The 24,411-nt window shown below is 45.9% G+C and carries 22 protein-coding genes and 1 tRNA gene; 7 read left to right on the plus strand and 16 right to left on the minus strand.

The window, feature by feature from the left end:
• Nucleotides 1–94: 94 nt before the first annotated feature.
• Entirely contained in the window at nucleotides 95–988 is an 894-nt protein-coding gene (locus P2W84_RS12875) for a M28 family peptidase (RefSeq protein ID WP_276090552.1), read from the plus strand.
• Here the strand turns inward: P2W84_RS12875 and P2W84_RS12880 are convergent.
• The 5 genes from P2W84_RS12880 to P2W84_RS12900 all read right to left on the minus strand — a co-directional run bounded on the left by P2W84_RS12880 (nucleotide 985) and on the right by P2W84_RS12900 (nucleotide 4,615).
• The gene (locus tag P2W84_RS12880; protein WP_276090553.1) at nucleotides 985–1,251 is read right to left on the minus strand and encodes a hypothetical protein; all 267 of its coding nucleotides are present in this window, start codon (nucleotides 1,249–1,251) and stop codon (nucleotides 985–987) included. The genes P2W84_RS12875 and P2W84_RS12880 overlap by 4 nt on opposite strands.
• Nucleotides 1,252–1,356: 105 nt before the next feature.
• Entirely contained in the window at nucleotides 1,357–2,997 is a 1,641-nt protein-coding gene (locus P2W84_RS12885) for a S41 family peptidase (RefSeq protein ID WP_276090554.1), read from the minus strand.
• A 64-nt stretch (nucleotides 2,998–3,061) separates the two neighbouring features.
• Nucleotides 3,062–3,676 carry an HAD hydrolase-like protein gene (locus P2W84_RS12890; RefSeq protein ID WP_276090555.1) on the minus strand — a complete coding sequence of 205 codons (615 nt, stop codon included), beginning with the start codon at nucleotides 3,674–3,676 and terminating at the stop codon, nucleotides 3,062–3,064.
• Nucleotides 3,666–3,968, minus strand: a complete 303-nt coding sequence (locus tag P2W84_RS12895) for a hypothetical protein (protein WP_276090556.1) — start codon at nucleotides 3,966–3,968, stop codon at nucleotides 3,666–3,668. The genes P2W84_RS12890 and P2W84_RS12895 overlap by 11 nt, the downstream gene beginning before the upstream one ends.
• Nucleotides 3,965–4,615 carry an ABC transporter ATP-binding protein gene (locus P2W84_RS12900; RefSeq protein ID WP_276090557.1) on the minus strand — a complete coding sequence of 217 codons (651 nt, stop codon included), beginning with the start codon at nucleotides 4,613–4,615 and terminating at the stop codon, nucleotides 3,965–3,967. Before P2W84_RS12900 ends, P2W84_RS12895 begins: the two co-directional genes overlap by 4 nt.
• Before the next feature lie 98 nt (nucleotides 4,616–4,713).
• On the opposite strand from P2W84_RS12900, the gene sucC reads away from it, so the two are divergent.
• The gene (gene sucC / locus P2W84_RS12905) at nucleotides 4,714–5,904 is read left to right on the plus strand and encodes an ADP-forming succinate--CoA ligase subunit beta (protein WP_276090558.1); all 1,191 of its coding nucleotides are present in this window, start codon (nucleotides 4,714–4,716) and stop codon (nucleotides 5,902–5,904) included.
• 439 nt (nucleotides 5,905–6,343) lie between these two features.
• A complete protein-coding gene (gene asnS, locus P2W84_RS12910; protein WP_276090559.1) occupies nucleotides 6,344–7,792 on the plus strand; it encodes an asparagine--tRNA ligase in 1,449 nt (482 codons plus the stop codon).
• A gap of 73 nt (nucleotides 7,793–7,865) precedes the next feature.
• Here asnS and P2W84_RS12915 read toward each other — a convergent pair whose 3' ends face one another.
• Complete coding sequence (locus P2W84_RS12915) at nucleotides 7,866–9,512, minus strand: FMN-binding glutamate synthase family protein (RefSeq protein WP_276090560.1); 1,647 nt, start codon at nucleotides 9,510–9,512, stop codon at nucleotides 7,866–7,868.
• Between the two features lie 38 nt (nucleotides 9,513–9,550).
• Between P2W84_RS12915 and P2W84_RS12920 the strand changes: the two genes are divergently transcribed.
• Nucleotides 9,551–10,171: an L-threonylcarbamoyladenylate synthase gene (locus tag P2W84_RS12920; protein ID WP_276090561.1), complete on the plus strand. Its 621-nt coding sequence runs from the start codon at nucleotides 9,551–9,553 to the stop codon at nucleotides 10,169–10,171.
• 47 nt (nucleotides 10,172–10,218) lie between these two features.
• On the opposite strand, the gene trpA is transcribed toward P2W84_RS12920, so the two are convergent.
• The 6 genes from trpA to recR form a co-directional block, all read right to left on the minus strand.
• The gene (gene trpA, locus P2W84_RS12925; protein WP_276090562.1) at nucleotides 10,219–10,989 is read right to left on the minus strand and encodes a tryptophan synthase subunit alpha; all 771 of its coding nucleotides are present in this window, start codon (nucleotides 10,987–10,989) and stop codon (nucleotides 10,219–10,221) included.
• A gap of 2 nt (nucleotides 10,990–10,991) precedes the next feature.
• On the minus strand, nucleotides 10,992–12,173 hold the full coding sequence (trpB, locus tag P2W84_RS12930; RefSeq protein WP_276090563.1) for a tryptophan synthase subunit beta: 1,182 nt from the start codon (nucleotides 12,171–12,173) through the stop codon (nucleotides 10,992–10,994).
• Complete coding sequence (locus P2W84_RS12935) at nucleotides 12,170–12,805, minus strand: phosphoribosylanthranilate isomerase (protein ID WP_276090564.1); 636 nt, start codon at nucleotides 12,803–12,805, stop codon at nucleotides 12,170–12,172. Before P2W84_RS12935 ends, trpB begins: the two co-directional genes overlap by 4 nt.
• Nucleotides 12,805–13,794, minus strand: a complete 990-nt coding sequence (trpD, locus tag P2W84_RS12940) for an anthranilate phosphoribosyltransferase (RefSeq protein ID WP_276090565.1) — start codon at nucleotides 13,792–13,794, stop codon at nucleotides 12,805–12,807. Before trpD ends, P2W84_RS12935 begins: the two co-directional genes overlap by 1 nt.
• Nucleotides 13,795–13,995: 201 nt before the next feature.
• A complete protein-coding gene (locus tag P2W84_RS12945; protein ID WP_276090566.1) occupies nucleotides 13,996–14,811 on the minus strand; it encodes an SDR family oxidoreductase in 816 nt (271 codons plus the stop codon).
• A 6-nt stretch (nucleotides 14,812–14,817) separates the two neighbouring features.
• Entirely contained in the window at nucleotides 14,818–15,435 is a 618-nt protein-coding gene (gene recR, locus P2W84_RS12950) for a recombination mediator RecR (protein ID WP_276090567.1), read from the minus strand.
• Between the two features lie 63 nt (nucleotides 15,436–15,498).
• Here recR and P2W84_RS12955 point away from each other — a divergent pair, with 63 nt between their 5' ends.
• Nucleotides 15,499–17,007: a sodium:solute symporter gene (locus tag P2W84_RS12955; protein ID WP_276090568.1), complete on the plus strand. Its 1,509-nt coding sequence runs from the start codon at nucleotides 15,499–15,501 to the stop codon at nucleotides 17,005–17,007.
• 50 nt (nucleotides 17,008–17,057) lie between these two features.
• Nucleotides 17,058–17,765: a TIGR00730 family Rossman fold protein gene (locus P2W84_RS12960; protein ID WP_276090569.1), complete on the plus strand. Its 708-nt coding sequence runs from the start codon at nucleotides 17,058–17,060 to the stop codon at nucleotides 17,763–17,765.
• Between the two features lie 32 nt (nucleotides 17,766–17,797).
• Here the strand turns inward: P2W84_RS12960 and P2W84_RS12965 are convergent, their stop codons facing one another.
• Entirely contained in the window at nucleotides 17,798–18,328 is a 531-nt protein-coding gene (locus tag P2W84_RS12965; RefSeq protein WP_276090570.1) for a sigma-70 family RNA polymerase sigma factor, read from the minus strand.
• A 117-nt stretch (nucleotides 18,329–18,445) separates the two neighbouring features.
• Nucleotides 18,446–19,195 (minus strand): sensor histidine kinase, encoded by a 750-nt coding sequence (locus tag P2W84_RS12970; protein WP_276090571.1) that lies wholly within the window; start codon nucleotides 19,193–19,195, stop codon nucleotides 18,446–18,448.
• A gap of 239 nt (nucleotides 19,196–19,434) precedes the next feature.
• Here P2W84_RS12970 and P2W84_RS12975 point away from each other — a divergent pair, with 239 nt between their 5' ends.
• Nucleotides 19,435–20,085 (plus strand): response regulator transcription factor, encoded by a 651-nt coding sequence (locus P2W84_RS12975; protein WP_276090572.1) that lies wholly within the window; start codon nucleotides 19,435–19,437, stop codon nucleotides 20,083–20,085.
• Between the two features lie 55 nt (nucleotides 20,086–20,140).
• On the opposite strand, the gene P2W84_RS12980 is transcribed toward P2W84_RS12975, so the two are convergent.
• Both P2W84_RS12980 and P2W84_RS12985 read right to left on the minus strand, forming a co-directional pair.
• A tRNA-Gly gene (locus P2W84_RS12980) sits at nucleotides 20,141–20,213 on the minus strand.
• Between the two features lie 272 nt (nucleotides 20,214–20,485).
• Nucleotides 20,486–24,301, minus strand: coding sequence for a TIM-barrel domain-containing protein (locus P2W84_RS12985; protein WP_276090573.1), 3,816 nt, complete (start codon nucleotides 24,299–24,301; stop codon nucleotides 20,486–20,488).
• Nucleotides 24,302–24,411: the final 110 nt, after the last annotated feature.

Below are 24,411 nucleotides of genomic sequence, written 5' to 3' on the forward strand. Positions count from 1 at the left end.
CGGCAGGCCTGGAAGCTGCAAAAAGATAAAGATTGGGCAAATGCCCGATCTTTTTTTATTTTTATCCCCTACTCAAGGCTAATTCTGCATACTGATGAAAGACTACCTGTTGCTTTGCTTATTGTTTCTTGCAGGCTGTAGCAGCGCACAAAAAAACGGACCGCAAGCTGAAAACCAGTTGCTCAACGACGTAAAAGTACTTTCTTCTGACCTATATGAAGGGAGAAAAACCGGAACAAGAGGGGCATTACTGGCCAGGGAATACATTTCCGGACGTTTTAAGGAAATCGGGCTAAAGGCCTTTGACAGTACTTATGCACAAACCTTCTCGTTCAGAGGGGAAAATGAGCTAATGACCGGAACAAACCTGATCGGTTATGTCCAGGGACAAACGGATGATGTCATCGTTATTTCTGCCCATTACGATCATTTGGGAATGATTAATAAGGAAATCTATAACGGTGCAGATGATAATGCTTCCGGTATCGCCGCATTATTGCAATTTGCCAAATACTTTTCCGGTATCAAACCGGTTAAAACACTTGTATTTGCAGCTTTTGACGCAGAAGAAATGGGCCTTAGGGGCGCAAAAGCCTTTGTAGCCAACCCTCCTGTAGCGATCAGCAAGATCTTATTGAACATCAATATGGACATGATCAGCCATAACGATAACAATGAACTGTATGTCTGTGGCACTTTTAAACATCCGGAATTAAAGCAATTCATCAACCCGGGCAATGTTCCCGTCAAGGTTATTCCCGGCCACGATGATCCCGGACAAGGCCATGATGACTGGACGAACCAAAGCGACCAGGGTGCCTTTAATGAAAAAGCCATTCCATTCCTGTATTTTGGCGTGGAAGACCATAAGGACTATCACAAACCGACAGATGATTATGAAAACATCAACAAGGTGTTCCTTGTCCGGGCTGCAGACGCAATACAGCATGTCATCAGCAACGTAGACAAAGGTTTTAAGGCCCGTTAAAAATCAATATCTATCAGGCTGTTCAGCGGAATATGTATACCATTCTTTAACTGGAGATACTTTTCTGTAACCGACCACACGGTAGTATTCACTGTCTTTACTCCTTCCCTGGTATTAAATGTAATATCGGCCTTCGATTTAAATTCGTTTCCCAGCCGCTGTGCCGAATACAGCTTACCGCTCAGTTCCCTTGAATGGTCCTGATCCGCCGGAATGATCTTACTTACCTCAATTGCTTCTTTCTGAATTAATTCCCCTAACATATGACGAAACGTTATTGTGTTAACTAAATATGCGTTTTATCTTGTTAAATCGCAATAGCGGTATTCCTGTCCTGTATCGGGATATTGTAAAATAATTGTAGCAACTTAAGGCTTGCGCGGCCTGGACCTGGTCTCGATCATGCCGGTAAATTCACTGCCTTTAACAGGCTTCATTACCGAACTGTTATCGAACTGTACCTGTTTACCGTTTACGGTCATTAAGGAGCCTGCTGACCTGGTTGCGCTTATTGCGGCATTGGATGGGTTGATTACGCTGAGGGCCTTGGCGGTATAAGGTTCTTTGGCATCGCCGAAATTGTATCGTGGGTCATCAAAGAAATCAGTCTCATTATCATTTTCAGGATAATCCGGTGTTATTCCTGAAAAATATCCGCCTTGCCCGGCTGAATTTTTAGTTTCAAACATAGCCATCAGGACATCATATCTGTTTTCCAGCCTGACAGGGAAAAAACCGACCGGCTTACCATACGTAGTTTCTCCCACCAGTTTAACGTTCATTTTCGGTTTCAGACTGTTGATGACCAGTTCGCTTGCAGATGCGGTACTGCCACTGACTATAAACACCACATTAGCTACATTACCAAGATTACCTGCTTTTTGAAAACGATAGGTATTTGCGGAAACGGAATAATCGGCGTCATCGAAATAGTTGGCCGGCTTGCCGTTACCATTGAGCTCTACGTGCCCGTCACTGCCTATGATTGGCTGGTTTTTCATTATAGTCGCTTTCCCGGCCTGCATGATCGCATTAAAGTATTCAATATACATTACTCCTGAAACCCCCGATGGTGCAATCAGGTTCGCCAGATGCTCGGCAGTACTGACATAGCCACCGCCATTATATCTCAGGTCAATGATCAGATCGGTTACTCCCTGGCCTGAAAAACCCGTAAACGCACTATTCAGCACATCTAAGGCATTCTCGGGAGTGGAGAACCTGGCAAAGTTCAGGTAACCGATTTTCCTGGTGCCGGCCGTAAACACCTTGGAAAGATAAACAGGGCTACTTTTGTAGGCAGTTTTGTTTAGCGTTACATTAAAGGCGGTGTAATTGTTCTTGTCTGTATAATAATTGCCTTCAATGGTGACCGTATTGCCGTAAAGTGCATCCAGGATCGAAGATTCAGCTGTATAATCAGTCCCTATCGCCTGCCCGTTAATCTTCCGGATGTTATATCCTCTGACAACTCCTTTTTTATCAGCATCAGACCCTGGGTAGACCGCAGTTACAAAGAGTAAATACGCCCTGGTACTCGTGCTGGTCCTGTAAATGATCGGCCGGATGCCGATATCATTACCATTTCCCTCCAGGTCCACAGCGGCCTTAGCTCCGGGCAGCAAAGCAACAGTACCAGGATTGCGTGTGGTAATGTCTTCTATATAGGAATATTTTAAATCGGTACTACCGGAAATATAGTCAGCAGAGCGCGATGCCTTTCCTATATTAAAAAGATTTGTTTCATAATTGGCAAGATCGGTTGCGGCACCGGTGTACTGCCTGGGCTCGTAAGTATCGTAAGATGGCAACGAAGTATTCCAGTAATAAATCTGCTTGGCATAGAGAAACAAAGAATCGTTAGTGAGCGCTCTTCTGTCTGTCGTTGGAGTTTGTTTATTGTTAGTCTCACTGTCTGACGGCGACTTTTTATCCTTTTTGCAGGCGCTAAACAATAAAATAGCGAGCGCAGCCGTAGATAAAGCGTTATTTCTGATGGTCTTTTTCATATGGGTTCTGTTGAGGGACTGATGACGGTTTGTATGGAACTATGGTAAAGTGATATTAACGTGATTAAATTAGCAATAGTTTATCGACCCGCAAAAATTCTATTCCGGCTGTTCTGGCGCATTCCTCATCTTTTTCCGCAGTACCGATCATAAGTACTTCCCTGTTCTTCAGATTTCGCCCGGCAATAAGACTTAATAAACCTTCTGCGGAAGGTTTCGGGGCAGACTCCGACGAAAAATGTACCTCAAGGTAAGCTTCCAGCCCGTTCCATTCCGTCTGCCTGATCTTGTTAAGCTGCGCAGCCGGGTCACCATCGGTAAAGATGAACAATTGTTTCCGCTCCAGGACAATATCCTGCATGAATCGGAGCACTTCATTGAACATCAGCAGTTTTAAAGGCAAACGGGCACCCGTCAGGAGCATCTCAAAGTTCATGCGGTACTTTTCGCTGATGCCAAAGCGTTGTGCGGCTACATTGAACACGAGATCAGGTCCTTTGGTATTAAATACTTCCTGCATTGTCCCCAGTATTGCCCGGGCATCCATTTGTTCAGTATACTCCATGAACTGGGCAAAAAGGTAATATACCTGCAACAGATAGTCCTTTGCCGGATAGATCACATCATCCAGTTCGAAAATGAAGGCCTGCTTTTCCTTAAGGTATCTTTCAGTAGTCATGGATCATCAAACGGATGTTAAATTCCATAAAGAGTTGCCTCGCAGCAAGAAGGGCATCCTTTTCAAAATCATATACGGGCAATACCGTATCAACTCCCTGATCGAGACAAAAGGTCAGTAATACATGGGCCGTAGTATCTTTATTAAGCTCACCCAGAGAAAAGAAACGACAATTGGAGAAGGGTATCTGCGGTACATCTCCGTAATCGGCCAGTATCAACTCCTCAGCGCTGAAATTACGCAGAAGTTTAAACGCCGTTGCTGATTTACCCCCGGTGATCAGTAACTTCATATGATCATACCGTCTTTCATGGTAACTACCCTGTCGCTGATCTTGGCAAGCCCTTCGTTATGCGTTACGATTACAAAGGTTTGTCCAAAGCTGTCGCGCAAGGTAATAAAGAACTGATGTAAAAGATCGGCATTGGCAGAGTCAAGATTGCCAGAGGGTTCGTCCGCAAGGATAATCGCAGGGTCATTGATCAGGGCCCTGGCGACTGCAACACGTTGCTGCTCGCCGCCTGAAAGCTGGTTTGGCTTATGATAGGCCCGGTCCCCAAGCCCCAACAGCCTTAAAATCCCCATCGCTTTCTCTTCGGCCTGTTTACGCGTTTTTCCGGCAATAAAAGCGGGGATACAAACATTTTCCAGCGCATTGAATTCGGGGAGCAGGTGATGAAACTGAAATACAAAACCAATATTCCTGTTACGGAAAACACTCAATGCCTCACCTGAAAGACCGGCTGTAGCCACCCCATTAAGTGTCACCTCACCCTTATCCGCAACGTCGAGCGTACCCAGAATATGGAGCAATGTGCTCTTACCGGCACCGGAAGCCCCGATGATACTAACGATCTCCCCCCTTTTTACTTCAAGGTCCACTCCTTTGAGAATGGGCAGCTGTCCGTAAGACTTTTGAATACCTGTGGCCTTTAGCATAACTGCAAACTTAAGAAAAAGTAAGGAGCTAAAAATCCCCGCGGCCTCATTTGTTAGAAACCAATTGAAATTGTAGATTTGGGTCAAATTTTTTCAGCATGAACATCCACGAATACCAAGGTAAAGAAATACTAAAAAGTTTTGGGGTTGCTGTACAGGAAGGCATTCTGGCCGAAACTGTGGAGCAGGCAGTAGAAGCCGCCAAAAAAATGAAGGCCGATTATAATTCTGACTGGGTTGTCGTTAAGGCACAGATCCACGCAGGAGGAAGAGGTAAAGGCGGCGGTGTAAAACTGGCCAAAAACCTGGATGAGGTACAGGAAAGAGCTTCGGCCATACTGGGCATGCAGCTGATTACCCCGCAGACCGGACCTGAAGGAAAACGCGTGAACAAAGTACTGATCGCCCAGGATGTATATTACCCCGGACCTTCCGAAACCAAGGAATTCTATATGAGCGTACTGCTTAACCGTGCAAGGGGACGTAATATTATTATGTACTCTACCGAAGGGGGAATGGATATTGAGGAAGTAGCAGAAAAGACACCACACCTGATCTTCAAGGAAGAGATTGATCCTAAGGTGGGCCTGCAAGCTTTCCAGGCACGTAAAATTGCTTTTAACCTCGGTCTGAGCGGTACTGCATTTAAAGAAATGGTGAAATTTGTAAGCGCACTCTATAAAGCTTATGATGCCACCGATTCCTCCATGTTCGAGATCAATCCGGTATTGAAGACTTCAGATGATAAGATCATTGCGGTTGACGCAAAAGTTGACCTGGATGAAAATGCGCTTTTCCGTCACCCGGATTATGCGGCGATGCGCGATAAACTCGAGGAGGATCCTACCGACGTAGAGGCTAGTGAATCAAATCTGAACTATGTGAAACTGGACGGAAATGTAGGCTGTATGGTCAATGGCGCAGGACTGGCCATGGCAACTATGGATATCATTAAACTGGCTGGTGGCGAACCTGCTAACTTCCTTGATGTTGGCGGTACTGCCAATGCGCAGACGGTTAAGGCCGGATTCAATATCATCCTTAAAGACCCTAACGTTAAGGCTATCCTCATCAATATCTTTGGTGGTATCGTGCGTTGTGACCGGGTTGCTCAGGGCGTAATCGATGCTTATAATGAAATTGGCGATGTACCGGTCCCGATCATTTGCCGTCTGCAGGGAACCAATGCAGAAGAGGCAAAGAAGCTGATAGATGACTCTGGATTGAAGGTATATTCAGCTATTGCACTTAAAGAAGCAGCAGGACTGGTAACTGAAGTACTTTCTTAAGGTAATAATCAGAATAACACTATAAAAAAGAGGGGTAACCGATATTGGTTACCCCTCTTTTGTTATACAAAAATAGAATTGAATCAAAAAAAACACATTTCCAACCAAAAAAAACACTTTTTGAAAAGAAAAGGCCAAAAACCATCCGGATTTTGGCCTCTCTAACCAAATATAAATTAAACGAGCATTACAAATATATGAAATTTTCAAAAAATCAACCATAAAAAACAATAAATTTTAACAAAAAACAAAAAGCACCAAAAAATAAACCACAAAAACACTTTAAAAAAACACATAATTCACAAAAACATCATAAATAATTAACAATTTTCAAAAATAAACGACTTAAAAAACAATAACTCACATAAAAAACTCAATCCAAACACTATTATTATTTCTTCATGTAATTGCTTAATTTTGGCATTCTCAAAAAAACACGATGATTAAGCGAGAAAAAATAAAAGAGCTATTAGCTGCTACGGCATTTAACAGGGAGGTATCTGTTATGGGTTGGGTGCGCACCTTTCGCAACAACCAGTTTATCGCGTTAAATGATGGTTCCTGCATGGGAAACATCCAGGTTGTAGTTAACTTTAATAATACCCCGGAAGAACTGCTGAAGAGAATTACTACCGGGGCTGCCATTTCCGTTAAGGGTACTTTGATCGAATCACTTGGAAAAGGTCAGCGCGTAGAGGTAAAAGCAAGTTCAATTGAAATCCTGGGAGACAGCGACCCGGAAAGATATCCGCTTCAGCCAAAAAAGCACAGCCTTGAATTTTTAAGGGAAATAGCACATCTGCGTTTCCGCACGAATACCTTTAACGCAATATTTAAAGTTCGTCATGCGCTCGCATTTGCCGTTCATCAGTTTTATAACGAGCGTGGCTTTGTATACATGCATACGCCGATCATCACTGCGTCAGATGCAGAAGGTGCGGGAGAAATGTTCAGGGTAACCACCATTGACCCGGAAAATCCGCCGCGCACAACCGAAGGTAAGATTGATTACAATGAAGATTTCTTTGGCCGTTCTACAAACCTTACCGTTTCCGGTCAGCTGGAAGGAGAACTCGCCGCAATGGCCTTTGGACAGATCTACACCTTCGGGCCTACCTTCAGGGCGGAGAACTCCAACACCACAAGACACCTGGCCGAGTTCTGGATGATCGAGCCTGAGGTGGCATTCGCAGACCTTGAAGACAACATGAAACTTGCGGAGGACATGCTGAAATATCTGATCAGATATGCACTGGACAACTGCGGTGAGGAACTTGAATTTTTGAACACACGCTTACTGGAGGAAGAAAAGTCAAAACCTCAGCATGAACGCTCAGAACTTTCACTGATCGACAAACTGAACTTCTGCCTAAACAACGACTTCGAACATCTGACCTATACCGAGGCAATTGCTATCCTGAAGGCATCCAAGCCTAACCAGAAAAAGCAGTTTAAGTACCTGATCGATGAGTGGGGTGCAGACCTGCAATCTGAGCATGAGCGTTATCTGGTGGAAAAGCATTTCAAGAAGCCTGTAATCCTTACTGATTATCCGGCAGATATCAAGTCTTTCTATATGCGTCAGAATGAGCCGGACGATCAGGGCAGAAAGACAGTAGCGGCAATGGACATCCTTTTCCCGGGCATTGGCGAGATTGTGGGCGGCTCTCAGCGTGAGGAGCGGCTGGACAGGTTAACCCAGCGCATGCGGGACCTGAACATTCCGGAAGAAGAGTTATGGTGGTTCCTGGATACACGTAGATTTGGTTCTGCACCGCATTCTGGTTTCGGGCTTGGCTTCGAACGACTGGTGCTGTTTGTGACCGGAATGACGAATATCCGTGACGTGATCGCGTTTCCGCGTTTTCCAAGAAATGCTGAATTTTAAGACAAGTATTAACCCAAAAAGAAAGCCCGGTCGAATGTCCGGGCTTTCTTTTTATAATAAAAATGCGATCCGGTCAGCCTTCCTGACCGGATGAATTGGCGTGGACATAATCCACCATCGAAACTTTATAATCTGTCGGCACAAAGCTTGCCGATGTACTCAAAGCCATACCAAGCTCAAATCTTACAGGATAGGGCGTTTGAAGCAAACTCCCTGCGGTAACATAGGGGAAGCTCTCCATATAGGACTGCATTACATCTGGAGCGATCCTCCGGTTAATATAAGCCCTGGTAAGCTGATAAGGATGTCGTAATCCCGCTGCACCCAGCAATTCCACCGCACTGGCCACGGTAAGCCGGTGGAAGTTAAACACCCTGACCGTCTTGTCTTCTACTACAAGTCCTTTGGCAAGACTCGGATCCTGGGTGGCCACCCCTGTAGGACAGGTATTACTGTTACATTCCAGTGCCTGTATACAACCCAATGCAAACATCATACCCCTCGCGGAATTACAAAGATCGGCCCCAAGTGCAATGTTCTTAACCAAATCAAAACCCGAGGCTATCTTACCGGATGCAATGATTTTGATGTGCTTTTTCAGATCAAACCCCGTCAGCACATCATAAACAAAAGCTACTCCCTCACGAAGTGGCATTCCTACTGAATTAGAAAACTCCTGTGGAGATGCACCCGTACCACCTTCACCCCCATCTACGGTAATAAAATCTACAAAAGTCCCGGTTTCAGCCATCGCTTTACAAATAGCGAAGAACTCACTTCTGCGCCCGATACACAACTTGATTCCCACCGGCTTTCCACCCGATAGCTCCCGTAATTTCCTTACAAAGGCAATCAGTTCCAGCGGTGTACTGAAAGCAGCATGTGCAGGTGGGGAGATCACATCAAAACCTTCTTTAACTAAGCGGATACGTGCAATTTCAGGTGTCACCTTCTTTGCAGGCAGAATGCCGCCATGTCCCGGCTTAGCACCCTGGGAAAGCTTAATCTCGATCATCTTTACCTGCTGAAGCTTAGATCGCTCAGCAAATGCTTCGAAATTGAAACTACCATCGTGGTTCCTGCATCCAAAATATCCGGTACCTATCTGCCAGACCAGGTCGCCCCCGGGCCTCAGGTGATAATCGCTGATCCCCCCTTCTCCGGTATTGTGCGCAAAACTGCCCATCTTTGCCCCTCCGTTAAGCGCCAGGATGGCATTTTCACTCAATGAGCCAAAACTCATCGCAGATATATTATAAATGCTTGCAGAATAAGGCTGCAAACAATCAGGTCCGCCGATCAGCACCCGGGGGTTCTCGTCCAGCTCATGATGGCTAATGGCAGAGATACTATGACTCAACCATTCATAGCCGTTTTCATATACATCAAACTGGGTACCGAAGGGAATCGTATCATTTTCCATTTTTGCCCTCTGATAGATCAGTGAGCGGTTCAACCGGCTGAACGGCTTGCCGTTTGTATCACTTTCTACAAAATACTGGTAAATCTTGGGCCTGAGGTCTTCCATGAAATAACGTAGCCTTCCGACAACAGGATAATTCCGGACAATACTGTGCTTCGGCTGGTTCAGGTCATATATACCCAAAATCACAACTGGCCCGGTAAATATAAACGCCCACCAAAATGGCGGCCAGGCCAAACTAATCATTATGGTAGCTGTTACAAGGAATGCTGCAATAGCGACGAATGCTTTTCTCATATTTGTTTAATTTACAAAAAAAAATCGTAAAATTTGCCATGCTGATCAGGATTTACCCCGAAAACCCAAACCCTAGGGCCATAGAACAAGTTGTCGAAGTACTCAGAAAAGGAGGCATCATTATTTACCCTACAGATACAGTTTACGGGCTTGGCTGTGACATCACCAACCAGCGGGCTATTGAGAAAATCTGTCAGATCAGAGGCATTAAACCTGAGAAAGCGAATTTCTCCTTTATCTGTTCTGATCTCAGCCATATATCGGATTATATCAAACCGATAGACACCACTGTCTTCCGCTTACTGAAAAAGGCCCTTCCCGGACCCTTCACTTTTATCTTTAATGCCAGCAATAATGTACCCAAGCTTTTGAGCTCCAACAAAAGAACTGCAGGCATCAGGGTTCCGGACAACAATATCGCACGTGAAATCGTCCGTCAGCTCGGCAACCCGATACTTTCGACTTCCATTCACGATGACGATGAAGTAATAGAATATTCGACAGACCCCGAACTGATCCACGAAAAATATGAAGGGAGAGTAGATATTGTGATCGACGGAGGATATGGTGACAATGAACCATCCACGGTTGTGGATTGTACCTCAGGAGATTTTGAAATCCTCCGGCAGGGAAAAGGAGTCCTTGAAGACTATATCTGAACATCCTCAGGGCTCCCTATCCGGTTCCGGCAGGCTGACAGGGCAGGTTATAATTCCCTGAACTGTCGCATGAACCGTTGTACGCTGCCTTTTATATCAGCAGCATCCAGACTTTTTACAAAGGCACTACCGATAATGGCTCCGTTTGCATAGGCGCAAGCTTTTTCAAATGTCTCCTTGCTATTGATACCAAAACCAATCATTGTCGGGTTGTCCAGCTTCATGTCTGCAATACGGGAGAAATATGCTTCCGTACTTTCAGACACCTGCAGGTTCTTTCCTGTTGTTGCCGAAGAAGACAGCAGGTAAACAAACCCGCTGGTCAGCCCGTCAATCTTACGGATGCGTTCTTCTGAAGTCTGCGGCGTAACCAGGAAGATATTGGTCAGGCCGTTTTGTTCAAAAACCGGTTGGTAAAGCGTTTCATACTCCACCATCGGGAGATCTGGAACAATGCAACCATCGACGCCTGCTTCAGCACATGCGCGGCAAAAATTCTCTACCCCAAACTGCAGCACAGGATTCACATACCCCATTAACAGCACCGGAATATTTACACGGTTACGCAGTTCCTTCAGCTGCGTGAAAAGTGTCTTAAGGTCCATCCCATTATCCAGCGCCCTTTTGCTGCTTTCCTGGATTACAGGGCCGTCTGCTACCGGATCTGAATAAGGGAACCCGATTTCCAGCAGATCGGCACCACAACGCTCCAGTTCCTCTGCTATCGTCAGCGTATCGTCCAAGGAGGGGAACCCGGCAGTATAATAGATCGACAAAATGTCCTTTTTTTCCGCAAATAACTTTTTAATCCTGTTCATCTTTATAAACCAAAATATTTCATGTAAGTATCCATATCCTTATCGCCCCTGCCTGAAAGACATACCACGACGTTTTCACCACCTGTAAAGTTCATTTTTTCCAGATATGCAAGCGCATGGGCACTTTCAATCGCGGGAATAATGCCTTCCATCTGCGTCAGCAGCAACCCGGCCTGTAAAGCTTCGTCGTCAGTGACCGATACGTACCTGCCCCTGCCGGTCTTAAACAAATGTGCATGCTGAGGGCCAATGCCAGGATAGTCCAGCCCCGCTGAGACCGAATGGGGTTCTACTACCTGCCCGTCATGTGTCTGCATCAGTATGCTCCTGCTGCCATGCAATACCCCTTCTTTGCCCAGATAAGTAGTCGCCGCAGAAAAACCACTGTCCACACCCTTTCCCGCAGCCTCAACAGCAATCAGCTTCACCTGCTCATCGTCAATAAAATGATAAAACATACCCATGGCATTACTTCCGCCTCCTACACATGCCAGGACATAGTCCGGGCTTCCGTTACCTGTCTGTTCAGCCAGTTGCTTTTTAGCCTCCTCAGAAATGACCGACTGAAACCTGGCCACCATATCCGGGTAAGGATGCGGTCCCACTACGGATCCGATAATATAATGTGTATCCACCGGATTGTTGATCCAGTCGCGCATGGCTTCATTCGTGGCGTCTTTAAGCGTCTTACTGCCCGAAGTTGCAGCGACTACCTTCGCGCCAAGCATTTTCATCCTGGCCACATTGGGTGCCTGACGCTTAATGTCCACCTCCCCCATGTATACTACGCACTCCAGCCCACGGAGTGCACAAACTGTAGCAGTAGCCACACCATGTTGCCCCGCACCGGTTTCCGCAATGATCCGCTTCTTGCCGAGCCTTTCCGCCAGCAATATCTGACCGATCGTATTGTTAACCTTGTGTGCGCCGGTATGGTTCAGGTCTTCACGCTTCAGAAATATATTTGCCTTATAGCGATCGGAAAGCCTTCCCGCCAAATACAGCGGTGATGGGCGGCCGACGTAATCCTTCAGCAAATGATGAAATTCTTCCTGAAAATTTTCATCAGCGATAATCTTCAGGTAATTCTGCCTCAGCTCCTCTACATTGGGATATAGCATCTCAGGAATGTAAGCACCTCCGAAGTCGCCATAGTATCCCTTTTCATTTACAAAATAGCTCATAATGATAGTCTAGTCTTAAAGTCTTTTAATTTTGTTATATCTTTCAGGCCTGGCTCCAGCTCAAACCTGCTGTTTACATCCACAGCATATAAACGCTGGTCGGTTATCCTCAGCACATCATCCACATTTTCCAGGCCAACTCCCCCGCTCAGAAAGTAAGGTTTATCCAAATGGTATCCTTGTAACAATTCCCATTCAAAACGCCTGCCTGAACCGCCGTGGTCCGGCGTCTTTGTATCAAAAAGAAAGAAATCCACATTTGACGCATAAGCGTCCAGCTGACTGAAGTCAAAGGAAACATCAATGCCAAATGCTTTGATCAGTTGCACTTCCTCAGGAAGGATCATTTTCAAGAGTTTCACCATTTCAGGAGTTTCATTACCGTGAAGCTGAACCGCATCCAGCCGGTACTTAACAATTTTTACGGCAATTTCCTCAACCGTTTCATTTACAAACACACCTGTTTTTTTAATGGACTCCGGAAGTTCCCTGATTACTTCAGCGGCCAGACGGCCGGGATAGCGTTTTGAACCGGCATAAAAGATAAACCCCATATAATCCGGACCTAGCTCCGCAACCTCCTTCACATTTGACGGCAGCTTCATACCACATACTTTCAGTTTTACTTTCATTACCTGCCTGTCAACAAGTTAAAGCTTCTCAATGCCTTTTTCCCAAGTAAAGACTCCTCTGCCTCATAGTAACAATCGGCAAATGATTTCCGGTCATCAATTGTTTTCAGTGCCAGTGCCGCGTTGCACAACACTACATTTTGCTGGGCTTCTGTTCCGCTTCCAAGCAATACATCCATAAATATCTTTGCTGATGATGCTACGGTATCTCCACCTTTAATGTCCTGTTCTCTGAACTGCCCAAACCCAAGGTCACTGACCCTGATCAAAGCCTCTCCTGTTTTACTGAAGGTTTTAAAGTCACAGGTCAGCGAAACTTCATCGAAGCCGTCCACTGCATGAAGAATCGTATAATTCTTATCGGTTTCCTGATACAGATAGGCATACAACCTTGCCAGTTCCAGGCTAAATACACCTACAATCTGGTTTTTAGGCTGTGCCGGGTTCACCATCGGTCCAAGCATGTTAAAGAAGGTCTTTACCCCCAGTTCCTTACGTATCGGAGCTACGGTTTTCATCGCGGGATTAAACAGAGGCGCGTGAATGAAGCAAATCCCGGCAGTATCGAGGCTATGCCTCAGCACATCCTGCTCATTACTGAACGAATAGCCAAGAAATTCCATGACATTAGAGGAACCACAACCGGAGGAGACTCCATAATTACCATGTTTTGCAACCTTGTGGCCCGCTCCGGCCACTACAAAAGAAGCCAGGGTAGAAATATTAAAGGTATCCTTACCGTCACCGCCGGTACCGCAAAGGTCAACCAGCTCATAATCTGAAAAATCAAGTTTTATACAAAGGTCCAGCATTGCATCTCGAAACCCCTGCAATTCGGCTACCGTAATATTGCGCATGCCATATGCTGTTATGAACGCGGCGATCTGCGAAGTATTGAATTCACCCAGGGCAATAGCAGTAAGTATCCGCTGTGCTTCCTGCCGGCTAAAAGTCTTGTTCTCAAACAAGTGGTTTAATATTTTTTTCATAATAAAAAAGGGTTGCTTTACGGCAACCCTCAAATCAGTTTATAATAAAATAAAACGTTCACATACGGGGTTACACTACGCGATCTGCGTTGTGCCACCACCAGTTGATATGTCCGTTTGTTAAAATCATTCTGTCGCAAATATGAAATTGTTTTCCCAAAGCAGCAAATCTTTCTAAAAAAAAATATGATTTGGCTGGAGTCAGCTGATCAGCGCATTCTTTTCTTTTGAGAAATGGTTATATACCAGCTTATCTGCCAGACCTGGCAGCAGTTTGTTCAGCCATACGGTTAGCTTGCCCTGGCCTGTCATAACCAATGTACGCCTGCGGGCTTCTACCCCATCCGCAATCAGTGCCGCCACTTCCTCAGACGTCATCATTTTACCCTCTTCCATACTGGTCTCTCCATGTGCCTGGCCATCTTTGGCCAGAGCCGTAAACCTGATGTTAGAAGCCGTGAACCCGGGGCAAGCCACCATCACATGGACCCCGGTCTTCAGCAGTTCCGTCCGCAAAGACTCCATAAAGCCGTTCACGGCGAATTTAGAAGCTGAATATCCCGTACGTCCGGGCAAGCCTCTGTAACCGGCGATTGAAGACACACCTACGATACTGCCTTTTGACCTCAACAGCTCGGGCAAGGCAAATTTGGTACAATATACCGTCCCCCAGAAATTAACATCCATCAGCTGCCTCAGTACAGACAGATCAAGATCATTAAACAATGCCCTCATGGAAAGTCCAGCATTGTTCAGCAATATATCGATCCTGCCAAAAGTCAGCACAGCCTGCTTTACTACCTGTTCGCAGTCCTCCTCCCGGCTCACGTCTGCCTGCACCGCTACCGCCTTAATTCCGTACGCACCTTCCAGTTCTGCTGTAAGCTCACATAAGGTTACATACTGACGGGCAGCCAATACCAGGTTTGCACCGCGTTTCGCAAATTCCTGGGCGCATGCCCGTCCGATACCAGAAGAAGCACCGGTAATGATCACTACTTTATTCCTAAAACTCATCGGTTATTATTTGATTAAAGAATTTTCGTAAGGCACCCGGGTGGCGATAGATCTGCCCAATGTAATCTCATCCGCATATTCCAGTTCGCCTCCAAAGGCAATTCCACGAGCTATAGTCGTGACCGGCACTCCGAAATCCTTCAGTCTTTTATAAAGGTAGAATAAGGTCGTATCGCCCTCCATCGTAGCACTGAGCGCCAAAATCACCTCTTTTACAGACCCTGCAGCTACACGTTCCACCAGCGAATCGATAAACAGGTCTGAAGGTCCCACCCCATCCATCGGAGAGATCAGGCCGCCAAGCACATGATAAACTCCGAAAAACTGGGAAGTATTTTCAATAGCCATGACATCACGGGTATCTTCCACCACACAGATCGTTTCCCGGTCACGTTTAGGCGAGGCGCAGATCGTACAAACCGGGCTATCAGAAATGTTACGGCAGATTTCACAATGCCTGATCTCATTGCGTAAACGGATCAGGACATTACCAAAGCGTTCAACTTCTTCCTTTTCCCTGCCCAGCAGGTGCAGCACCAGGCGAAGGGCTGTTTTCTGCCCTACTCCCGGCAATTTGGCAAATTCAGCGACCGCATCCTCTAGCAACCTGGAAGAAAAGTTCATCCTGCAAACTTAGGAATTTAAACTTTCATTTTCTTACATTTAACACCTTAACATACCCAGTTTATGAGCCCGGCGATACTCCTGTCTTTTTTAATCGGATACTTTCTGCTGCTGATCGTCATTGCGTTCGCAACCTCAAAAAAATCATCGGACAACTCTACCTTTTTCGTAGCCAACCGTAACTCCAGGTGGTATCTGGTCGCCTTCGGGATGATCGGCACCGCCCTTTCCGGCGTCACCTTTATTTCTGTGCCCGGCGAAGTCGGCTCCCCTGCGGGCAACCAGTTCCAGTATTTCCAGTTTGTACTGGGTAACGCCGTAGGCTTTATCATCATTGCAACCGTACTGCTGCCCCTTTATTACCGCATGCGGCTTACGTCCATCTATGGCTATATCGAACAACGCCTCGGGCATTACAGCTATAAAACCGCCGCCAGCATTTTCCTCATCAGCCGTACCATTGGTTCCGCATTCCGGTTATACCTGGTCGTCATCGTACTTCAAAGATTCATATTCGACAGCTATGGGGTCCCTTTCTGGGCTACGGTGCTCATATCCCTGCTGCTGATCTGGTCTTATACCTTTAAGGGAGGTTTGAAAACCATTATTATCACCGATACCCTTCAGACTTTCTTTCTTGTATTTTCCGTATTTCTTACGCTTTACTTTATCTGCAGCAGCCTGGGCCTTAACATTCCGCAGGCAGTCGAAACTGTAAAAAACAGCAGTTATTCCAAAGTTTTTTTCTTTGACGATTTCCTGACCAACGGCTTTCATTTTGGCAAAGCCTTTATCGGCGGCCTGTTCGTAACCATCGCCATGACCGGCCTTGACCAGGACCTGATGCAGAAAAATCTCAGTATGAAGACTATTGGTGAGGCGCAGAAAAACATGTTCACTTTCACAGGCATATTTGTGGTCCTGAACATCTTCTTTCTCAGTGTCGGCGCGTTACTCTATATTTTTGCAAATCAAAACGGGATTGATATTCCCCTTGACCACGTGACAGGCAAACCCCGCACAGACTTCCTGTTTCCGGAGATTGCACTTAATCACCTCAGTACCATACCGGCTATTGTCTTTATGCTGGGACTGACCGCTGCCACCTTTGCCACAACTGATTCAGCGCTTACCGCACTCACCACATCTTTCTGTGTGGACTTTCTGGGCATGCACAAAGGAACAGACAACAATTCAGCGGCATCCGTTCGTAAACGCCATGGTGTACATATCAGTTTTTCTTTACTCATGTTCGTGGTCATCATCTTCTTCAATGCATTTAATGATGAGTCTGTGGTTAAGGGAATATTCAAGGTAGCCTCCTATACCTACGGACCGCTGCTGGGTCTTTACAGCTTCGGGCTGTTTGTCAAAGGTCGTGGCCTGCGTGACAAACTCGTACCCTTTATCTGTATGCTATCGCCGGCGTTATGCTACTACCTTAACGAACATTCCGCTACATTGCTTGGCGGCTATACATTCAGCGTCGAGCTGATCCTGGTCAATGGCCTGATCACCTTTACCGGCTTGCTGATCATCAGCAGGAAGACCGACCTGCAAACCCGATTTTAAAATACGATATCCGATTATACAACCCATTACCAATTGTAAATTATCCGAAAATGACTAGTGAAGAGAAAATAAGAAGCGCCTTTGAAAACAAGAACTGGCAGGAGATCAAAGTTACCGATTCCTGGCAGATCTTCAAGATCATGGCCGAATTCGTAGACGGATTTGAAAAGCTCGCAAAGATAGGCCCCTGTGTGTCTATATTTGGTTCCGCCAGAACAGCAGAGACCAGCAAATACTATGAGATTGCCGTAGAATGCGGCAGACTGCTCACTGAACGGGGGTACGGAGTCATCACCGGGGGCGGCCCCGGAATTATGGAAGCGGGCAATAAAGGGGCACACATGAACGGGGGCAAATCTGTAGGACTTAATATTGAGCTTCCGTTCGAGCAGTTTCACAACAAGTATATCGACCACAACAAGCTTATGGAATTCGACTACTTTTTTGTCCGTAAAGTGATGTTCATGAAATATTCACAGGGATTCATTGTATTGCCCGGGGGCATGGGCACCATGGACGAACTTTTCGAGGCGATCACCCTTATACAGACCGGCAAGATCGCCCGGTTCCCTATTGTACTTATCGGCAAGGAATACTGGGGCGGCCTGATACAATGGATAAGCAATACCATGCTCGAAAAAGAGCACAATATCCATGCGGAAGACCTTAATCTTTTCCGGCTGGTAGATACTGCAGAAGAAGCAACAGAACACATCTTCAGGTTCTACGACAAATATGTACTCAAACCCAACTTTTAATCCAGTATCGGGCCATATAAGCGCAAGGTGCACTAAACACGCACCTTACGCTTATATCCTTCCCTGTACATCTTTAACTGGTCCTTCAGCAGTTGACGTGCAATATGTATACGCGTCTTAACCGTACCAATCGGTATATTGAGTTCCTCAGCTATCTCAGCATACTTATATCCCTCGAAATACCGGAGAAAGGGTCGTGAATATTCCGGCTGCAGGCTGGCAAGCGCCTGATTAATATCCTTCATAAGAAACTTGTTCTCCGCCTGATTTTTTTCCGCGCTGATCCTAAGATGTTCAGGCGTAAACTCAGCACAGTTTTCCACGACTGCCATCTTTCTTGTCATTTTACGATAGTCATTGATAAAGGTGTTCTTCATGATCGTATAGAGCCAGCCACGCATATTGGTGCCTTTCTGATAAAGGTCATGATAACGGATCGCTTTAATGATGGTGTCCTGAACGAGGTCATGCGCATCTTCCACATTACTGGTAAACTTCATGGCAAAGGTCTCCAGGCACGATTTGTGGCTGCAGATTTCGTCTGTTAAAAGCAAGTCATTCATAGGTGATGATTATAGGGGTTTATAACTGAAAGCTTTCAATCCCTATACCAAGTCTGCCATTATCACCTGAAAGTCACTACATTCAGGTATATCATCATCCGCTTTACGTATTAATACTCAAGGCGCCTTCAGATTAGGAATAGTGATATCTATTATCGTCTTTCCGGGTAAAGAACTTACCTGAAAACTTCCCTTTAATACTGCAACCTTCTCCCTTATTGTCTTCAGTCCTATTCCTTCTGCCTTATGAGAAACATCAAATCCTATCCCGTCATCTGAAACAGAGATATAGTAGGTATCATTCCTGAAACCCATACTTATACAGATCTTCTTTGCCTGGGCGTGTTTCACGACATTAGTAACCAGTTCCTGTACGGTCCTGTAAATAGCCACTTCAATATGTTGTTCGCCTCTTGCAGGTAAATAGGAAAAATCAAACTGTATAGGGATGAAGTCGTTAAACTGCCGCCCGATATCCTCAACTGCCGCCTTAAGCCCAAAATCCTCCAGCACTGCGGGCATCAGTTCATGTGAGATACGCCTGGATGCCTTAATTGCCTTCTTAACAAGTCCAGTGATATATTTCTGAATTTCGTTATGTTCTTCAGACCACACCTGCCCGGGTTTAACATTCAGACGGTTAAGATTCAGCTGCACACCATAAAGTAACTGACCCAATCCATTGTGCAGGCTATCGGCAATTCTCTTCCTTTCTGCTTCCTGTGCATGCATCTGGCTTACGACCAACGCGATACGGTGTTGCTCAGCCATACGTGAAATCTCCTGCAAAAGCAAAGCGATGCGTTGCTGCGCCACCATTAACTGATCAGGCAGATCTGCATTGTCGAAAGGATCTTCTGGCTGCATAGAGTTACTTTAGGCAGCAAATATTAAAAAACAGAAAGGCATACCTTATCCCTGCAATACAAATCAGGTATTAATTCAAAACAATTCTGGCGCGCACGCGTATTTATACTGAACGGCAACACCAAACACGCGTTATGTGGTATTAATACTTAATCTGAAACGCCCTATATAGTAAAGTAGACCGCAATGGCTACCTTACACTAAAAACTAAAATAGTGTCATCAGAAAAGAAAATAAAAATGTTACGTGTAATATTAGCAGAGGACCATAATATTGTCAGAAATGGCATCCGAATGCTATTGGAAGCCGATTCAGGTATACACATCTCCGGTGAAGCCACCAACGGCCTTGAAGTGTTAAACCTGCTTGACCAGGGAACAAAAGCCGATGTAATCTTGGCGGATATCAATATGCCCGTTATGGATGGCATTATGCTGCTCAGAGAGTTAAACAACAGGACTGCAACCCTCCCCGTCCTTTTTCTATCCATGATAGACAATGAAAAATATGTTGCCCAGGCCTTTAGCGAAGGAGCTTCAGGTTATCTTTTCAAAAATGTAAGTGCCGATGAACTGATGTTTGCCCTCCGGCACGTCAGCGCAGGGGGGCGCTATATCTGTTCTGAGCTTTCGCTTACCTTACTCGAGAAACTGCTTAAAGACCCCTATCCTTCCAAAAACATATCCGATACACCTATCGATTTCTCTGAAAGGGAGTTTGAGATCCTGCATCTTATAGCAGAAGGTATGACCAATCAGGAAATATCGGAAAAGCTTTTTATCAGCAAAAGAACTGTAGAAGGTCATCGTCAGAGCCTGCTGGAAAAGACAGGTTCCAGAAATACAGCAACCCTTATCAGGTTTGCCATTATGAACCGGCTGATCAGTTAAACAGACACAACCTTATCAAACAAAAAAGCCTCCCGTATGGAAGGCTTTTTCTATGAGCGAAAAACGAGGTTCGAACTCGCGACCTCAACCTTGGCAAGGTTGCGCTCTACCAACTGAGCTATTTTCGCTGATTTCAAGACTACCGTGTCTCCGACTTTGGTAGGTGTTGCAAAGATACGATTCAAAGATCATTTTCAAAATGTTTTTCAAAACTTTCTGTTCTTTTTTTCCAGTAAAAGCCTGTAAAAACGGTCCTCAGCAACGCTTATTGGCGAAATACAATTGAACCTCAACCTTTTAACCCCTTCTTCCAGCTACCAGCATATCTCTGTTTTTTAGAAAATATTGATAATGCTGCGCAGTTAAGATACCCCTTTACCTCCGATTTTCTGAGAACTGGTTATTCAACCGGTAGCTGTCCTATTCCCTGACCCACAAGCAAAGTATGACCAAGCTTAAACCCAGGATTGAACTTTCGCTTCGCACGAAAACGCAGAACCATTATTTCTTTGCTGCCGGACAACAATTCCTTTTTGCCGGTATTGACAAATGTCGGGTAGAGCACTTTGCTTCCGTCGGCATGAAGTCTGTCGACCGACAGGTTGTCCATCGCTGCCATATTAATGGGATCCACCTTCAAAAATTCAATATCTTCAGGATTGTAAGCCAAACTGAAACTCAGGCCATTAATGTTTTTCAGGTTCACACCAGATATGACCAGGTCAACTTGCTCGCCTTTCTCGTATACGTCTTTCTGTCCCCCGAGTGTCAGCTGTCCTTCAGCTTTGCCAAAGGGACCGTTTCCTACCCCGCCCTGCAGTTTTGTAGCAACCGCAGAGACATCATATGCATCGATGACACCATTGACATTAATGTCACCTTTTTCAATATATCCCTCAAAATCAGGGTCACCCTTTTTTAACCCGATATAGTTTGAATACGAAATCAAATCCGCTTCATCTATCTTACCATCACTATTAACATCTCCCTGCAGGGCAGCAACAGATCCGGGGGCCTTAAATACATACAACTCTCTTCCTGACCCAAAATTACCTACAGCGTTATCCACACTTACTTTGATGTACCTGGCCGCAGCACCCGCTGCAAACTGGAAGACCTTAACAGAATCAGACCGTTTAAGTGCCCACTTACCTGAGTCCGTCCAGTGTTCACGGTCATTACCATAAGAAACATTTGCATTAAGCCAGGTACCGTTACCAGCCCCCAGTCTGGGCAGGTATTGAAGCATATTCAACTGGTATACGGCTCCAAGATCAAGTACCAGGTCAAAAGGCACCGCCTTCTGACCATATTCCGTATGCCACATCTTGTTCTGGTCAAAATCAAAGAGTGCCTCAAGGCCTTCGCCATCCTGGCTCTTGGCGCTGGCAGTTGCCGTTATGCCCGGAATTGCATATTTAAACGGATCGGCCGCAGTCTTACGCTGGAACCTCAACCAGGGGGAATATCCCTTGCTGTTCACCGCACGTAACTGAAAATGATATATGCTGTCCGGGACCAGCCCTTCGAAAAGAAAACTGGTATCCTGTATAAGCGTATAACGCATGCCGTCAAACATAACCTCATAAAAGTCGGCATTTGCTATTTTTTTCCAGCTCGGAGACAAGCTATATGGTGCCGTATCCGTCACGGCACCGGCGGCTTCCGGAAGTTCAAGAGTTCCTTCTTTTTTCAGGTAAGCTTTTCCAGGTCGGAATACGGCCCCTTCAATTCTTAGTACAATATCACTCCGGGTTACATCAGACGGAGCCAGCCTTACCCTTAATTGCGGATTTCTGATCATCTTCTGTTTGGCAAACCCACTTCCCGGCGTAGAAAAAAGATTGATATCCGGAGCTTCAATGTAAGTAAATGTATTGGATCTCAGGGTATCACCAGGTTTGATCAGCTGCCTGGTCAACTTTACCTCTTTTCCACCCATCTTTACACTGACATTTTCAGGTGGCGCGGTGAGATTGACCAGGAACTCTGTAGCCTTCTTCCTGACAAATCCCGGATAGTTTCCTTTGGCGGCATGAACGATAACTTCGGCCTTTCCGCCCTTGATACTGGTTTCTATAAACGTCTGTACCCCTTCACCCTGTTTATAGCGCTCCGTCCTTCCGTCATCATCATATTCCGTGAAACTGCAAGACTTGCCAATGTAAATTTCATAGTACCGTTTTGAAGGATCAATTTCCTTTACATTGTTACTGGCACTGGTATAGGGAATGATCGCTCCTGCCTTTACAAAGACCGGCAACTTCCACAGGGGAGCTTCAAAGCTGTTTATCACTTGCCCGCCCTCATAAGCCTCACCAGTCAGGTAATCAAACCAGGTACCCTTCGGAAGGTAGATGTTATGCCGCACATCATTTCCCAGCGAATCTGCGCGTATCTGCCTGTATACAGGAGCAATGAGAAAGTTCGGCCCGTACATGAATTCGTATTGGGTACCGACACCCTGCGTGTAGCTGTTTCGTTCCTCGAGAAAGATAGCCCTGACCATCGGAAGACCGTTCATGGCTTCCTTTGCAATACTGTAGGTATAAGGTAAGAGGGCCGATTTCCACTTCAGATAATGCCGGTTAATGGATGCGACCGGCTCACCGAGTGCCTGAGGATATTTCTCATTTGCTCCCCATCCATCCATATTGAGCTGCATGGGTGTAAATGTCTTCCACTGAAAATCCCTTGTGTTGACCACTGGGTTACGCCCGCCGAAAATACCGTCCATATCTGAAGAAATATTGGGCTGGCCCGAGAGCCCTGCGCCTATATAGGTCGGGATATGGAACCTGATGTATTCCCAGTTACCCCCCGTCTGGTCGCCTGTCCATACACCGGCATAGCGTTGTGTGCCTGCCCAGCCGTCAAGTGTAATGATAAAGGGCCTGCTACCACCTCCATAAACCGGGGTCAGCTTTGCCACATCGCTGATCCCGTGCAAACCAAAAGAATACCCCGATCCTACCCATGCCACATCTGTTTTAAGTACACGCACCCCGGCGTCCCTGGTCTCTTTGATGATGTCCCGTTGCAGTACTGCACTCAGATTTGGCTTCGGGTACAAGTCAGATTGAGTCCACAAGCCAATTTCAACGCCTTGCCCCCTTGCATAGTCACCTAGGGATTTCAGGTTGAGTATATTAGAATCCAGTGAAGAAGTCTGTCCGTAGCCGGCACCATAGCCGTCATTTGGCAACAGCCAGCCAAGTGGCATATCATTTCGTTTATACCTGTCAATTGCCGCCCGGGCAGAAAACTGATAATTGCCGAGCTCCCCGTTCAGCGATTCTTTTATCCCGCCATTATCCTTCTGGCTTTCACTGTACGTTTTTCCGTCTTCGAACAAGATTCCTTTCTGATCCTGTTTCCAGAAATCACGGTTATAGGCATTCAGGTGTCCCTGGTAAAAACCGAACTTAGGCAGAAGCACAGGCCTTCCTGTCAGCTGGTAGAAGCTGTTCAGCAGATTTTCCGGAGTATTGCCTGCCATAAAGAAGACATCGAGATAATTTGTTTCGTGACCGATACTGATCACTCCACTACCGGCGGCCCTGAAATCGTACATTCCTTTTCTGAACGTATGCCAAAGCAGACCATACCCCTTTGTCGACCAGAAAAAAGGTGTAGGTGATGCCACTCCTCCGTCGGTCCAGCTATTCTGGTTCTCAATAGCTATTACGTTTCCACGATGTGAAAAACGGCCGTTCTGTACACCTCCGCCATAGAAATATTCATCTGCAGAAGCACGAAGCTTCAGCAAAGTTTGCTGCCCCCCGTAATAAACAGGCTCAGCCTGTTCCAGCAAGGTATTACCACTCACACGGTCTGTTACCTTAAATAGGCCATTTTCCTTTCGGAACTGCAAAATGATTTTTCCGGTATTGATCCGCACAACCTCATTGTCTGCCTGCAATTCCAGCGTTCCAACCGGCCTTCTGGGATTGTCAGCAAGGATATTAACCGGATTAGGTGCCTCAGGATCCCTGACATCGCCGCCAGACGGATCCCGGAACATGCGAAAGATGGTCGTACTGTAAAAATCCAGCAAAAGCGGGGTGCTATTTTTAAACGATACCTCAATACGCGTTGCACTTGTCTTCCTGGCATTCAAAATTTTAGTTTGCGCAAAAAGCCCAAAGACCGGAAGCAAAACCAGGCACACGATCACCAGTGGAGTTCTGAAGGAAGATAAAGGTTTGTTAAGCATGCAAAAAAGATTAGGTCAGCAACAGGCAGAAACAAAGTTATCAACTGTTAAGATACGACAATCAAATATATCTGCACAAACGTTTGCCTCCACCGCAACCTTCAGGTATT

The sequence above is a fragment of the Pedobacter sp. JY14-1 genome (genome assembly GCF_029269825.1).
Classification (GTDB): Bacteria; Bacteroidota; Bacteroidia; order Sphingobacteriales; family Sphingobacteriaceae; genus Pedobacter.

Bases quoted from the DNA above. Each gene is read 5' to 3' on its own strand.
- P2W84_RS12985 (WP_276090573.1), bottom strand. From the start codon at position 24,301: ATGCTTAACAAACCTTTATCTTCCTTCAGAACTCCACTGGTGATCGTG.
- P2W84_RS12975 (WP_276090572.1), top strand. From the start codon at position 19,435: ATGTTACGTGTAATATTAGCAGAGGACCATAATATTGTCAGAAATGGC.
- P2W84_RS12970 (WP_276090571.1), bottom strand. From the start codon at position 19,195: ATGCAGCCAGAAGATCCTTTCGACAATGCAGATCTGCCTGATCAGTTA.
- trpB (WP_276090563.1), bottom strand. From the start codon at position 12,173: ATGAGCTATTTTGTAAATGAAAAGGGATACTATGGCGACTTCGGAGGT.
- P2W84_RS12885 (WP_276090554.1), bottom strand. From the start codon at position 2,997: ATGAAAAAGACCATCAGAAATAACGCTTTATCTACGGCTGCGCTCGCT.
- sucC (WP_276090558.1), top strand. From the start codon at position 4,714: ATGAACATCCACGAATACCAAGGTAAAGAAATACTAAAAAGTTTTGGG.
- P2W84_RS12960 (WP_276090569.1), top strand. From the start codon at position 17,058: ATGACTAGTGAAGAGAAAATAAGAAGCGCCTTTGAAAACAAGAACTGG.
- P2W84_RS12895 (WP_276090556.1), bottom strand. From the start codon at position 3,968: ATGAAGTTACTGATCACCGGGGGTAAATCAGCAACGGCGTTTAAACTT.
- P2W84_RS12920 (WP_276090561.1), top strand. From the start codon at position 9,551: ATGCTGATCAGGATTTACCCCGAAAACCCAAACCCTAGGGCCATAGAA.
- P2W84_RS12880 (WP_276090553.1), bottom strand. From the start codon at position 1,251: ATGTTAGGGGAATTAATTCAGAAAGAAGCAATTGAGGTAAGTAAGATC.
- trpA (WP_276090562.1), bottom strand. From the start codon at position 10,989: ATGAACAGGATTAAAAAGTTATTTGCGGAAAAAAAGGACATTTTGTCG.
- P2W84_RS12955 (WP_276090568.1), top strand. From the start codon at position 15,499: ATGAGCCCGGCGATACTCCTGTCTTTTTTAATCGGATACTTTCTGCTG.
- P2W84_RS12965 (WP_276090570.1), bottom strand. From the start codon at position 18,328: ATGAATGACTTGCTTTTAACAGACGAAATCTGCAGCCACAAATCGTGC.
- P2W84_RS12945 (WP_276090566.1), bottom strand. From the start codon at position 14,811: ATGAGTTTTAGGAATAAAGTAGTGATCATTACCGGTGCTTCTTCTGGT.
- P2W84_RS12915 (WP_276090560.1), bottom strand. From the start codon at position 9,512: ATGAGAAAAGCATTCGTCGCTATTGCAGCATTCCTTGTAACAGCTACC.
- P2W84_RS12890 (WP_276090555.1), bottom strand. From the start codon at position 3,676: ATGACTACTGAAAGATACCTTAAGGAAAAGCAGGCCTTCATTTTCGAA.
- P2W84_RS12935 (WP_276090564.1), bottom strand. From the start codon at position 12,805: ATGAAAGTAAAACTGAAAGTATGTGGTATGAAGCTGCCGTCAAATGTG.
- P2W84_RS12875 (WP_276090552.1), top strand. From the start codon at position 95: ATGAAAGACTACCTGTTGCTTTGCTTATTGTTTCTTGCAGGCTGTAGC.
- trpD (WP_276090565.1), bottom strand. From the start codon at position 13,794: ATGAAAAAAATATTAAACCACTTGTTTGAGAACAAGACTTTTAGCCGG.
- P2W84_RS12900 (WP_276090557.1), bottom strand. From the start codon at position 4,615: ATGCTAAAGGCCACAGGTATTCAAAAGTCTTACGGACAGCTGCCCATT.
- recR (WP_276090567.1), bottom strand. From the start codon at position 15,435: ATGAACTTTTCTTCCAGGTTGCTAGAGGATGCGGTCGCTGAATTTGCC.
- asnS (WP_276090559.1), top strand. From the start codon at position 6,344: ATGATTAAGCGAGAAAAAATAAAAGAGCTATTAGCTGCTACGGCATTT.